The sequence below is a fragment of the Paenibacillus silagei genome (assembly GCF_017874735.1).
Lineage (GTDB): Bacteria > Bacillota > Bacilli > Paenibacillales > Paenibacillaceae > Paenibacillus_AQ > Paenibacillus_AQ silagei.
Genome location: NZ_JAGGLV010000026.1, coordinates 41,024 through 54,278 on the forward strand (window position 1 = coordinate 41,024; position 13,255 = coordinate 54,278).

The following is a 13,255-nucleotide window of genomic DNA, read 5'->3' on the forward strand; positions in this document are numbered from 1 at the left end:
AAGCATTCCTGCTTACAACAGCTCTTCCTGTGATGCATCCGCCATTCAACTGTCCTGTTCGATCAGTTGAATCCATTCATTATATTCACTCTGTAGCTTGGAATATTCCGCCTGCAAGCTGCGATGCTCCTGGGACAGCTTCTCGAGCTCTCCCTGCTGCAGCTCGAACTGGGCCTGAACCAGCCGCAGCTGGCCTTGGACCATCTCATAGCTCTCGCCGATCTCATCCAGCTGCTGCGCCGCCTCAGTACGTGAGCGGCTGACTGCTTCCGCCTGAGCCTCGGCTTCACCGGCCTCCTGCTGCCAGATCTCAATCTCCTCACGCAGCTGTGCTTCCTGCTCATTCCACTGCTGCTCGCGCTGTTGAAGCTCCTCAAATTTCTGCTTCCAGGTAGCTTCGTACTCCCGGGTCTCGCGGAGTGCTTCCTGCTGCTCCGCCGCCGCAGCGGCAGCTTCACGGCCCGCCTCATACAGCTCTTCCAGACGCCGCGCAGCTTCCTCGCCTTCGGCTTCCAGCAGTTCGTAGCGTTCCTTCAGCTGCTCCCCGTCCTGAAGAATCTCATCGTACTGGGCGATAAGTTCCTCGTAACGGCCGCGCAGCGTAGCCAGTTCCTTGCGGGCTGCTTCTGCCGCCTCCTGCTGAACAGCAAGCTCCTGCTCCGCTTCGGCACGCAGACGCGCCTCCTGATCAAGCTGCTGAACCATTCCGTCTGCCTGTCCGCGAAGAGTCTCCACTTCGCGCTGCAAGGCTGCCGACTTCTCCCCTTCTTCCAGAAGGTTCATCTCCAGCTCGCTGATGTCCTCCATATGCTTGTTCGCACGTTCCTGCCAGGATGCCGCTTCCTCTGCCGTACGGTCGAATTCGACCTGCGTCCGGCTGAGCTGATCTGCGGTCTCCCGCAGCGATGCGCGCAGTGCTGCCGCTTCTTCCTGCGTTAGCTCATAACGCTGGCGCAGCCCTTCCAGTTCATCGTTCAGCAGATTGCCAAGCTCCTTAGCAGTATGCAGCTCCTCCTGCGCTTCACTTAGCTTGCCCTCTACATCCCGAAGTTCGCTGCGGATATCCACCGCCTCGCTCTGTGTAGCCGCAACCTGATTACGCAGCTCATCCAGTTCTTCGTTCAACAGGGTGCCGAGCTCGCTCGCCGTGTGCAGTTCTTCCAGCGCAGCGCTTAGCTTGCCCTCTGCGTCCCGCAGCTCGCTGCGGAGCTCCGCCGCCTCGTTCTGTGCAGCTACAGCCTGCTTGCGCAGCCCTTCCAGCTCTTCGTTCAGCAGGGTGCCCAGCTCGTTCGCCGTGCTCAGCTCTTCCAGCGCAGCGCTTAGCTTGTCCTCTGCTTCCCGCAGCCCGCTCCGGAGCGCTTCTGCCTCGCTCTGCGAAGCCGCAGCCTGCTTGCGCACTTCCTCCAGCGCCGCACTCTGCTGCTCTCCTTGCTCAGCGGCAAGCTTCAGCTCTTCGCCAAGCTGCTCCTCCCGCTTCAGCACAGCTTCGTACTGCGCCAGCAGCGTCAGCCGCGCATCGCGTTCACCCTTAAGCCCGGCTTCCGCCGCACGCAGCCGGGACTGGAGCTGCCCGGTTCCGCCGCGCAGCTCGCCAAGCTGCTTCTCCAGCTCCTGAAGCTGCTGCTTGTGCCGGTGCTCCTGCGTCCCCTGGGACTGCCGCAGCTCCTTGTTCTTGGCCAGCTCCTTCTCAAGCGCTTCCCGCTCCCCGGTAAGCTCACTTGTGAGCGCAGCCTTGGTATCAGCCAGCTCCTTGCTTAACGTGGAGCGGATCTCCACGATCTCGCTGCCCATCGACTCCCGGGTCTCATGCAGCTCCTGCTCCAGGGCAGACAACGTCTCTGTCTTCTCGCGGATCAGTGTCTCGCGCAGCTGCTCCAATTCCTGCTGATGGGCAGCCTTCATCTCTTCCAGCTGCTGCAGCCGCATGGCTTCTGCGGCTTCCAGCTCCTGACGCGCTGCCTCGCGGCCCGCAGCCTGCTCTGCTTCATGGCCCTCGCGCAGCGCCTTCAGCTCATCCTCGCGTACCTTCAGCTCCTGCACCAGCTGCTCGCGGCCGGCGGCCGCAGCCTGCTTCTCTTCCTCCAGCAGCTGGGCATGCAGCTGCCTCTCCTGCTCCTGCTGCTCCAGATGCCTTGAGCGTTCTTCTTCGGCAGCGGCAATCAGCCTCGCCGCCTCTTCCTTCGCAGCCGCTTCCAGCTTCTCATATTCTTCCTGCTGTTCACGCTGCGCTTCCTGAAGGCGTGACACCTCCACTCGAAGCTCGGTACGTTCACCGGTCAGCATATTCAGCTCATTCTTGAAATCCTGAACCTGGATTGCCTGCTCTGCCATATGTACAGCTGTAAGCACCGCAATCCGCGGCGTATCCAGTCTGGAATGTGATTTCGATATTGCACGCATATGCTCATCGACATGACGGGCGACCTGTTTCATATATTCTGTGCTGCTTCCTACAAGCTTGTAGGAAGTTCCGTATATCTCCACGGCGACACGGGTCCGGTCCATAGCCACAGTTGTGCCCTCCTTTGTATGTGTGCGGATTCTAAGTTGGTTTCTTTGCTCTTGCTCCTATTGTAGCGTGATTTCCTGACCTTTGGCAAAAGCACGCGTCCATTGCATTTATTTGCATGTTCCTCCGCACTTCACAAGGGTACAGAAAAGCCGCAGGGAATCTCTGTTTCTAAATGGATTCGCTGCGGCTTTGCACAATTCCTGCTATTTTCTTAATTCTGCACCAAAAGTTTGTTCAAGGGCAGAGACCACTTTGTCATGCACTTCCACAACCTCTTCGTCAGTCAGCGTATGCTCGGTATGGCGGTACAGGAGCGTCAGGGCAACACTCTTCTTGCCTGCCTCCATCTTGCCTCCTGTGTAGATATCGAATACCTGCACATTTTGCAGCAGAGTGCCACCGTGCTCACGGATCGCCGCGATCAGGTCACCTGCCGGAACCGCGTCATCGACTACCACCGCAATGTCCCGCTCCATGCCCGGGAAGCGGTGAAGCTCGCTGTACTGCAGCCCGGCGCGTGCCGCATCATAGAGCGGCTGCAGCAGGACTTCGGATACATAGGTATCCTCCAGATCCATCCGGCGTTGCAGCTCGGGATGAATCTGCCCCATCGAACCGATCTTCACACGGCCCTCTGCCTGAAGCAGATAGATGGAAGCGGAGCGTCCCGGATGATAGCCTTCAGGCGCGTCACCTTCATAGACTACGCGTTCCGTAAGGCCCAGATGTGCAAATACAGTCTCCAGCGCACCCTTAAGGTCGAAGAAATCCACCGGCTCAGCAGCCACGTTCCACTGCTTGGCTGCACGCGTACCGCTCAGCAGCAGCCCCAGCACCGGCAGCTCGCTCGGCTGGCGGGTAAGGACTTCCTCCTCCGTGAAGAAGATGTTGCCGATTTCGAATAACGCCAGATCGCCTTGGCGGCGGTTCGTATTGTAGAGGGCAATGTCCAGCAGCTGCGGCAGCAGGCTGGTACGCAGCACGCTGCGCTCCTCGCTCATCGGCATCGCCAGCTTCACTGACTGTTTGCCTTCCGCCAGCATAGGGAAGAGCGTGCTCTGCTCCGGCTGGATGAAGGAATAGCCCATAACCTCCTGATATCCGCCCAGCGAGAGCATGCGGCGCAGCTCGCGGCGCAGAGATTGCTGTCTGGTAAGCGCGCCCGGTGTTGTTGTGCCTTCGATCAGGGTGGTCGGGATGTTGTCGTAGCCGTACAAGCGGGCGATCTCTTCAATCAGATCCACATCCTGCGTAATGTCTCCGCGCCGTGTCGGCACCTCGACCTCGACGATTCCCTGAGCCGCATCACCACACTTGAAGTGCAGGCGTCCGAACAGGGTTTTCACTTCCAGCAATGACAGATCTGTCCCAAGATAGCGGTTCAGCTTCTCCAGCGATAAGTGCAGCACCTTCTCCTGTGCAGCGGCGCTGCCGGCCTGGACAATCCCTTCATGCACCGTTCCTCCGGCATACCGGGCAATCAGTGCAGCCGCGCGGTTAAGCGCAGGGATGACCGCATTCGGGTCGACTTCCTTCTCGAACCGCTGGGACGCTTCCGAGCGCAGACCGAGCTGACGCGAGGTCTTGCGTACCGTTCCACCATCGAATTTGGCTGATTCCAGTACGATATTAACGGTGTCTGCGGTAACCTCTGTAGACAGTCCGCCCATCACTCCGGCCAGGCCAATTGCGCCTGAGCCGTCGGCAATGACCAGCATCTGCGGCGCAAGCTTGCGCTCTTGTCCGTCAAGGGTAACCAGTCCTTCCCCTTCACGGGCAAACCGTACACCGATGGTTCCTCCCTGGAGCTGCCCGCCGTCAAATGCATGCAGCGGCTGCCCGTATTCCAGCATCACGTAGTTGGTGATGTCCACGATATTGTTAATCGGACGTACCCCGGCCGCCATCAGGCGGTTCTGAATCCACAGCGGGGACGGCGCGGTCTTCACTCCGGCAATATAACGCACGGCATAATGGCTGCAGAATGCCTCATCCTCAATCGTAACCGTGATGGAGTCCGCTGCCTTGCCGCCCGTTTCTACAAGCTCTGCCGCCGGATCAGCCAGCTTCAGCTCACGGCCCAGTACCGCACTTACCTCATAAGCGGCACCGATCATGCTCAGGCAGTCGGAACGGTTCGGCGTTAGATCGAAATCAAGAATTTCGTCATTCAGTCCAAGCACCTTGAGAATATCCTGGCCCACCTCGGTCTGCTCCGGCAGCACGAGAATGCCCTCCTGCAGCTCTTTGGGCAGCAGCTTGTCGTTCAGGCCCAGCTCTTTGGCCGAGCAGATCATCCCCTGCGACAGCACGCCGCGCAGCTTGGCTTTTTTGATCTCCAGGCCCGGCAGCTTGGCACCTACCAGCGCGACCGGAACCTTCTGGCCCGCTGCGACATTCTTCGCTCCGCAGACGATCTGCAGATCCTCGCCCTGCCCGGCATCGACAATACAGATATTCAGCTTATCGGCGTCCGGGTGCTTTTCTTTGGATTTCACGTAGCCGGTCACAATCCCGGAAATCCCTTTGTTGCGGCGTTCTACTCCGTCAATCTCGATGCCGGCGGTGGTGATTTTGTCCGCCAGTTGATCAGCGGTCACTCCTTCCAGCGATATATAATCGGCCAGCCAGGCGGTTGATACTTTCATAATCGCACACTTCCTTTTTGTTTCAGATGTATTGATCTCCATGCCGGTTGTGCCTGAACGCAGAACATGCAGGAAAAGGCAGTGCGCTCCCATGCTCACTTTAGCGTATCCTGTAATAGCAGGACCTACAGAGAATATTTGGACTTCCGGCCGCTGTTGTATTTGAATTTCCTGATCAGAACCGCTTCACGCGGTAGAAATTCAAATACAAAGGCGGACGCTAGCGCTCCTACAGTTCCAAAATTCCCCTCCGGCCCTTCTATTACAGTCTTTGATTCAAAGTAAACCAGCACCTCAGTACCTTTTCATGCAATCGTCCAACACGCCCCCGCGCACATCCGCCAAATCCCTAAATACCCTTGAACTGCTTCACAAAGCCCATATCATTCGTGTAGAAGTAGCGGATGTCATCGATGCCGTATTTCAGCATCGCGATCCGTTCCGCACCCATGCCGAACGCGAAGCCGCTGTAAACTTCCGGATCGTATCCGCCCATCCGCAGCACATTCGGGTGCACCATACCGGCGCCGAGAATCTCCAGCCAGCCGCTCTGCTTGCAGAGACGGCAGCCGCTGCCGCCGCATTTGAAGCAGTTCACATCCACCTCAACGCTAGGCTCGGTGAACGGGAAGAAGCTGGGGCGCAGACGGATACCCGCGCTAGGTCCGAACATCTCCTTGGTGAACTGCTGCAGGGTACCCTTCAGGTCGCTCATGCGGATATTGCGGCCGATGACCAGGCCTTCAATCTGATGGAACTGGAAGGAGTGGGTCGCATCGTCATCGTCGCGGCGGAAGACTTTGCCGGGACAGATGATTTTGACCGGAGATTCCCCGTTCGCCGCCTGCATGGTACGCACCTGTACCGGCGAGGTCTGGGTACGCATCAGAATATCATCCGTGATATAGAAGGAATCCTGCATGTCCCGGGCCGGATGGTTCTTCGGCAGGTTCAGCGCCTCGAAGTTGTAATAGTCCGTCTCCACCTCCGGCCCTTCAGCGATCCGGAAGCCCATGCCGATGAAGATATCCTCGATCTCCTGGAGCACCCGGCTCAGCGGATGAATCCCGCCCTGCGGCAGGCCGCGGCCCGGCAGGGTTACATCGACCTTCTCCGCATTCAGGCGGCTCTCTGTCTCCTGCTGCTGGAACAGCTCCTGCTTGGCGCTGATCACCTCTTCAATGGCGCTGCGCACCAGATTGGCCACCTGGCCGATCACCGGACGCTCCTCCGCGCTTAATCCGCCCATACCGCGCAGAACCTCTGTCAGCTCGCCTTTTTTGCCAAGGTATTTGACGCGCAGGTCATTCAGAATCTGCGGATCGTTTACCGCCTGCAGCTTCGTCAGCGCCTCAGCCTTCAGTGCTTCCAATTTGTCTTTCATGGCTTGTACTGCCCCCTCAAATCTCGTATTGTTCAACAAAAAAAGGCCTTTCCTCCCGGTAAAGGGACGAAAAGACCGTGGTACCACCCTTGTTAGAAGGCCGTACGCTTCCCTTAAGAGCACTATTCCCTCTTTCGGTGCGGCAAAGACCTGTCTCACTTTATACAGAAATAACGGTCTGCGGCCGGTCCCCCCTACTAGCGCTCTTCAAGCACATTCAGGGAACTGCTCCGGAGTGAACTTCGGCAGCTCTGCTCTCTTAGAAACGCTCTCAATCTGCGGCGCTTCCTCCCTGTAAGCCAGGCACTGCGTACTCTTCTCCATCATTGCATGTATGCGGATTATAACCTCTGCACTTCGATCCTCCACTTGGGAAGATATGCCCATCTATTATATGCAAAAACAGCCAGTTTGACAAGCCGCACAAATTCCGCTTATTTTTTATCTTTTTTTAAGCTCCCTTTAAGCTTCAGCGCGGTTTGACGGCTTTTTTTTCAGCGGACATTCAGTCAATGTTGATATTTTCCCTTAAGAGATCACACAAGGAGGAAATTACATGCTTACAAGAAAAAAAGCATTTGTTCTGCTGCTGCTCAGCACATTTGCCGCAAGTCAAACCGCTGGAAGCCCGGGAACCGCGGCCTATGCCGCTTCATCCGGTTCAACGGCTGCCACAGCAGCAAGCGCGGTCACGGAAGTCTCCACACTTAACGGTCTAAGTGCGCTCAAGCTCGGCACCTCGCTTCAGGTGAAGCTGAGCCATGTAGGGATTCAGAGCCAAACCGGCGGTAATATTCTCACCTACACGCTTACCTATACCAACACTGCCGGCAGCAGCGTCAATCTGGCGGACTATTTCTCCAAAATTGTAACTGCGGGCGGCAGCATCATTAAGGGAATTCCGGTCAGCGCAGACAGTGCGGTCAAGAAAATCCCTGCTAAACAAAGCACCAGTCTTACATACTATGCGAATATTGGAACCGCCGCCTCAGTCAAAGGACTCAAAATCAACATCTACGGCTGGAATTTCAGCGCCGCTAATTATGAACAGCGTATAGGCACGTTCACGATTCCTTCCAATTATTCTCTGTCCTCGCTTACAGGGGAGACCCGAAAGGTTGAACTCGGCGGCATTACTGCCGGCACCAAAGCCGAATCCGTGCAAATCTACAAATATAACGGTAAAGTCTATGCCAAGGTCGGGCTTAGCCTAACCAATCTGGGTACCAAAGTGCTTACAGATCCGGGCTATACCTTGTACCTGAAATCCTCGGGCGGCTCTGTCTTCACGCTTACGCTGGATGACAGCAGCTCCGAATTCAAGCTTCAGCCTCAGGAGAAGAAGACACTCTATTATATGACCGAGATCCCCTCCTACATGAATCTCAGCAAGATGACGCTGCAGATTGCCAAGCTGGATGAAGGACTCAAGCTGTACCTGCCTGTCTCTTCCTACGCACTTCCGGCTGCGGTAACTGCAGATTTCACTGTAGCGGCGGGCTATACCAAAAAGGTCTCCATCGACAGCAATCTGGTAGACTTGCAGCTGCTGAAGGCAAGTGTGCATGCGGATAACGGGAATGGTGTCTGGAGCTATCAGCTCCGGGTGAAGAATACCGGCAGCACAGCCGTTACTTTGCCTGCTTATGAGCTTAACGTCAAGTCGGCGGAAGGCTATAGCTTCCCGGTGACGGCCACTGCCTTGAGCAGCCTGACCCTGAAGCCGCTGGAAGAAAAGCTGATTGAGCTGAGCGCCAGTGTTCCGCTGGAGCTGGCCCAGAATTCGCTGGAGCTGCGAATGATCGCTCCCGCAGCCAGCGCGGATAAAGTAACGCTGCCTGTGGCCTATTTCCGCATCCCTTATACGCCTGAGAGACAGATTCATCTCGCCTCTGAGACCAGCGTAACCAATACCTATGGCACCTTCGCTGTCTCTCTGGACTCGCTGCTGCGTCTGCCTTGGGGCAGCGAGGATCTGGTACAGGCTGTACTAACGATACGCAATGCAACGTCCAAATCCATTACCTTACCTGCTCTTACCGGCGTACTCCTGGCGGATCAGAAGGATCTCAGTTCCTCTTCGCAGACTTATACGGACAACAGCTCTTCGGTGCTTGCCCCGGGTGCCAGCACTCAGATCACGGTTCAAGGCCATATTCCATATACCCTGGATGTCAGACAAATCAAGCTCATCCTCCAGGAGACCAAGGGTACAGAGGTGTCGCAGTTCCTCACTCTCAGCACAAGCGACAGCACCGTTAAGAGTGTAGCTCCGGTGGCTGCAGGGGAAGCCTTCAAGATCACCGCCACGGGCAAAAAAGCCACCGTGAAGGAGCGCTCCACCCTCCTGTATACAGGAACCGGCTCGAACCTGGTGTACAGCGAAGTGGAAATGAACAGCGAAGAAGTCCGGCAGGCAGATCTGGCCCGTCTGTACGCACAGTTCAGGACTGCTGACGGGCAATATTTTGAAGCGACTGCCAACCAGTCCGAGCTGTCGACCAGCCCTGAAGGCAAAACACTGGTTACCTTCTGGGCGAAAGTCCCGGCCACACTGGACACCGCAGGTCTTGAGCTGTATATCAGCCAGTCGATTGCGGACGGCAAGCTGACTGCCGCAGGAACGGCTGCGACGGGATACGTAAATACTGCAGCGCTGACACTGACACCGGCAGAGGTTACGCCTCTGACCAATCTGGCTTCCGTTCCACTTTTCCCTTATACACTGGCAGTTACCAGCTCTACAGGAGAACTCACCAAGGGCGCAAGCAGCATTGCTGTGACGTTCAATTACAATCTCAATCAGGATACTACCTACCAGACAGGTGCTTACCAGCATAAGCTCATCCTTCAGGTTATCGATCCTTATGGACAGTCTCACGAGAAAGCACTGACACTTGGCACCGACTTGACCCTGGGAACAAACAACTCTTATTCTACGACCCTTACCAGCGCCCTGTTCAAAAATCTGAGCTCCGGCACCTACGCCCTTAAATTCTACGATGAATTCCAGGGAGTACGGACAGAGCTCGCCAGCCAGGCCTATTCCCTTGAGGTTACCGCCAAAGCAACCACCTCTTCCCCCGAAGGAGCTGCACAATGAATAAGAAGAAGATCATCATTATCGCTTCAGCGATAGTCCTCGTTGCTATTGCAGGGATTGCGGGCTATAAGCTCTGGCCGGATCAGAACCGGCAGATCAATGCCGCTCCGCTGAATACGGCAGTTGCCAGTAAGGGGGATATCCTGGTGGGTGTCTCGGGTTCAGGTGCAGTATCGGCGATCAACAGCGAGAGCATCCGTACCAAAGAAGCCGGGAAGGTCGATACGGTCATGGTTAAGAAAGGCGATGTTGTTAAAAAAGGTGCTGTGCTGATCACATTTGTTGCGGGCGATCTGGACGATAAGCTGAAGGAAGCCACCAAGTCACTGGAGAATCTCAAGACGGAGCTTGAGAATAAACAGGAGAGCTACAAGACGCTGGCTATGAATAACGCGACAGAGGAAGAGCTGGAATCGGCAAAAAAAGCCATTGATAAAGCCAATAGCGATATCGTGGACGGGCAGGAATCCATCGCTGCCATCCATGAAGATATGGCTCCGCCTGATCCGCTGACCGCTCCGATCGATGGAACGATCACTGCCGTGAATATTACGGACGGTGAGCAGGCCCAGAATGGTACAGAGCTGTTCACCATGACCGACTACGTGAATCTAAGCGTAACCGTGCAGGTAGACGAGCTGGACATCCCCAAAATCAAGCTGAATCAAGCCTCTACCATTACACTGGATGCCCTTGAGGACAAATCTTTTACCGGTAAAGTTATAGATATCGCCAAAGAAGGGACCTCCTCTAATGGCGTCTCCCTGTTCAACGTCACTGTAGGATTAAATAACTCGGAGGGTGTGCTTATCGGCATGTCTGCGGAGGTGGCGGTTACGATCGAAGAGAAAAAGGATATTTTGACCGTTCCCATCGAAGCTGTAACGAAGATAAACGGGAAATCCTTCGTCAATGTGCCGGGAACCGGGGATGAGCAAGCTAACACAACAGACAGAGATGCTGCTGACTCCAAGCCCCCTGCTGGCGCTGCAGCGGACGGTGAACCCTCCGGTAGTGAAGCGGGGACCCGAGGCATAGGCGTCCGCGGCGGCAGAGAATTCCAGGGCGGTGAACTTCCGTCTGGAGAGTTCCCTGCTGGTGCGGAGTTCCCCGGCAGAGCAGCCGGAAGCAAAGGGGCAGCCGGTTTCGCCTCAGGCATGAAACGGATAGCTGTAGAGGTTGGTATACACAATGAGAGCAGCATCGAAATCGTCAGCGGCTTAAGTGAAGGGGATGAAGTAATCCTCCCGACCGTGATCTCCTCAGGCAATGCCACCTCCCCGCAGCAAGGCGGTATGGGTGGTATGGGCGGCTTCAGCGGCGGAGGAATGACCGGCGGGAGCGGTGGCTTTCCCGGCGGGGGCGGCGGCTTCGGCGGCGGTGGCAGCGGCGGAGGCTTCGGCGGAGGCGGTGGCGGACGATGACCGCACCAGAGCCGCTGATCCGGGTTGAGAAGATGCAGCACAGCTACACGATGGCCGGAGAATCGATGACGGTTCTGAAGAGCCTGAACTTCAGCATTAATCACGGTGAATTCGTGGCGATCATCGGTCCGTCAGGTTCAGGCAAGTCCACCCTGATGAACATGCTGGGCTGCCTCGATGTCGCCAATGAAGGCGATTATTTCCTGGACGGCCAGGAGATCCGCAAGCTGTCTGACAACAGGCTGGCCCAGATCCGCAACGAAAAGATTGGCTTTATATTTCAAAACTTTAATCTATTGCCGAAGTTATCAGCGGTAGAGAATGTGGAGCTGCCCTTGATCTATCGTGGAATGTCCCACAGGGAGCGCAGAGAAATTGCCCGTAATGCCCTGGTCCGGGTGGGCCTTGCGAGCAGAATGAATCACCGTCCCTCCGAGCTGTCAGGGGGCCAGCAACAGCGTGTGGCTATTGCCCGCGCCCTTGCCGGAACCCCACCGATTCTGCTTGCCGATGAGCCAACCGGAGCGCTGGACTCCAAGACAGGCAAGGAGGTTCTGGAGATGATTAAGGAGCTTAACGTACAAGGGCATACCATTATTCTGATCACGCATGACCTGGAGATTGCCGAGCAGGCCAAACGGGTGATCCGGATTCAGGATGGGGATCTTGTAGAGGATCGGAAGGTGGTGCCCTCATGATGCTGTACCAGAGTATGAAAATGGCCTTCAAAAGTATCCTCAGCAGTAAAATAAGAGCCTTTCTTACCATGCTGGGCATTATTATCGGGGTCTCCTCCGTCATTGCACTTGTCGCTGTGGGCCAGGGCACCACCTCGCAGATTACAGAGTCCCTAAGCTCTCTGGGCACCAACCAGCTGACCGTCAACATTATGGGCCGCGGAGCCACCACTTCGCTGACCTACGAGGAGGCTCTGGCCCTGAATGAGATTGAAGGGGTGGACAATGTATCGCCGGTAATCAGCGGGAACGTTACCGCCAAGCACGGTACCGAGAACGTTTCCGTATCCGTTGAAGGCATTACACCTGCTTACGAAGAGGTCCAGGATTTCCATGTGCAATCCGGAAGATTTCTGCTTGAGATGGATACAGAATACCGGCAAAAGGTTGCGTTAATCGGATCAGATACGGCGGAGGATCTGTTCGGTACAGATAATCCTGTAGGCCAAAAGGTACAGATCAACGGAAGCAGCTTCAAGATCGTCGGGCTGCTGGAGAGTAAAGGCTCCACCAGCGTGGGTTCAAGCGATGAGAAGCTACTGATCCCCATCTCTACAGCCGAACGGTTCCTGCAGAGCAAGGGAGTCCGCTCCATTACCCTCACAACCACTTCAAATGACAATGTGGATGATGTCAAAACCAAGCTGGAAGCCAGCCTTACTGCCAAATTCAGTGCCGCCGAGAACGCTTACTCTGTCTTTGATTCCCGGGAGATGCTGGAAACGGTAAATGAAACCAGCGCCACCCTGTCCTTGGCCCTTGGCGGTATCGCCGGTATCTCCCTATTTGTAGGCGGGATAGGGATTATGAACATTATGATTGTCTCGGTCAATGAGCGAACCAGAGAGATTGGCATCCGCAAGGCCATCGGGGCCAAGAAAAAGAACATTATGATGCAGTTCATGATCGAGTCCGTAGTCTTAAGCGGAACCGGAGGCCTGATCGGAGTCGCACTGGGACTTGGCGCCAGCTGGGCTGTCGGTAACTATACCACCTTGAATGTGGCGCCTTCCTGGAATATGGTCCTGATCTCCTTTTCATTCTCCTTGATCATCGGTGTCCTATTCGGGATGATTCCTGCAAGCAAAGCAGCAAGAATGCGCCCAATCTATGCGCTGCGCAACGAGTAGCGCCATCCTAGACGCTGCGTTATCATCAGCATTTCAATCCGCCAGTCTCAGATCCCTGGGCTGGCGGATTTTTCTGTTTTATTTTTAATGCACAATTGATACCAAAGGGGTATCGTTTGCAGCAAAAGTGGGTAATAGGACTCAAAGGTCAGAATACCTTGTACATAGTAGTAGGGTATACATAATAGTTCTTTGTATCGGCTGTAACGGATATGTCTCCACTGTTTCCCCTCCGGCTCCAGGGTGTGCTTCACGGCCTGTCATCCGCAGCGGAAGCTGACGGGGCTTATTATTTTTTCAGCAATTGCTCTGCTTAA

The 13,255-nt window shown here is 55.7% G+C and carries 7 protein-coding genes and 1 other annotated feature; of the genes, 4 read left to right on the top strand and 3 right to left on the bottom strand.

Going from position 1 to position 13,255, the window contains the following annotated elements:
* Positions 1 to 45: 45 nt before the first annotated feature.
* The 3 genes from J2Z70_RS27355 to pheS all read right to left on the bottom strand — a co-directional run bounded on the left by J2Z70_RS27355 (position 46) and on the right by pheS (position 6,544).
* Positions 46 to 2,511, bottom strand: a complete 2,466-nt coding sequence (locus J2Z70_RS27355; protein WP_209878393.1) for a hypothetical protein — start codon at positions 2,509 to 2,511, stop codon at positions 46 to 48.
* Between the two features lie 204 nt (positions 2,512 to 2,715).
* A complete protein-coding gene (pheT, locus tag J2Z70_RS27360) occupies positions 2,716 to 5,160 on the bottom strand; it encodes a phenylalanine--tRNA ligase subunit beta (protein ID WP_209878395.1) in 2,445 nt (814 codons plus the stop codon).
* A gap of 349 nt (positions 5,161 to 5,509) precedes the next feature.
* Entirely contained in the window at positions 5,510 to 6,544 is a 1,035-nt protein-coding gene (pheS, locus tag J2Z70_RS27365; protein WP_209878397.1) for a phenylalanine--tRNA ligase subunit alpha, read from the bottom strand.
* A gap of 59 nt (positions 6,545 to 6,603) precedes the next feature.
* Positions 6,604 to 6,880: a binding site (T-box leader), on the bottom strand.
* 220 nt (positions 6,881 to 7,100) lie between these two features.
* On the opposite strand from pheS, the gene J2Z70_RS27370 reads away from it, so the two are divergent.
* The 4 genes from J2Z70_RS27370 to J2Z70_RS27385 are packed head-to-tail and all read left to right on the top strand — an operon-like array spanning position 7,101 to position 12,938.
* Positions 7,101 to 9,647: a hypothetical protein gene (locus tag J2Z70_RS27370; protein WP_209878398.1), complete on the top strand. Its 2,547-nt coding sequence runs from the start codon at positions 7,101 to 7,103 to the stop codon at positions 9,645 to 9,647.
* Complete coding sequence (locus J2Z70_RS27375; RefSeq protein WP_209878400.1) at positions 9,644 to 11,071, top strand: efflux RND transporter periplasmic adaptor subunit; 1,428 nt, start codon at positions 9,644 to 9,646, stop codon at positions 11,069 to 11,071. Before J2Z70_RS27370 ends, J2Z70_RS27375 begins: the two co-directional genes overlap by 4 nt.
* Positions 11,068 to 11,769 carry an ABC transporter ATP-binding protein gene (locus J2Z70_RS27380; protein WP_281068275.1) on the top strand — a complete coding sequence of 234 codons (702 nt, stop codon included), beginning with the start codon at positions 11,068 to 11,070 and terminating at the stop codon, positions 11,767 to 11,769. Before J2Z70_RS27375 ends, J2Z70_RS27380 begins: the two co-directional genes overlap by 4 nt.
* Positions 11,766 to 12,938, top strand: coding sequence for an ABC transporter permease (locus J2Z70_RS27385; RefSeq protein WP_209878402.1), 1,173 nt, complete (start codon positions 11,766 to 11,768; stop codon positions 12,936 to 12,938). Before J2Z70_RS27380 ends, J2Z70_RS27385 begins: the two co-directional genes overlap by 4 nt.
* Positions 12,939 to 13,255 lie beyond the last annotated feature (317 nt).

Coding starts and splice junctions, on each gene's coding strand:
- pheS (WP_209878397.1), bottom strand. CDS start 6,544: ATGAAAGACAAATTGGAAGCACTGAAGGCTGAGGCGCTGACGAAGCTG.
- pheT (WP_209878395.1), bottom strand. CDS start 5,160: ATGAAAGTATCAACCGCCTGGCTGGCCGATTATATATCGCTGGAAGGA.
- J2Z70_RS27375 (WP_209878400.1), top strand. CDS start 9,644: ATGAATAAGAAGAAGATCATCATTATCGCTTCAGCGATAGTCCTCGTT.
- J2Z70_RS27380 (WP_281068275.1), top strand. CDS start 11,068: ATGACCGCACCAGAGCCGCTGATCCGGGTTGAGAAGATGCAGCACAGC.
- J2Z70_RS27370 (WP_209878398.1), top strand. CDS start 7,101: ATGCTTACAAGAAAAAAAGCATTTGTTCTGCTGCTGCTCAGCACATTT.
- J2Z70_RS27385 (WP_209878402.1), top strand. CDS start 11,766: ATGATGCTGTACCAGAGTATGAAAATGGCCTTCAAAAGTATCCTCAGC.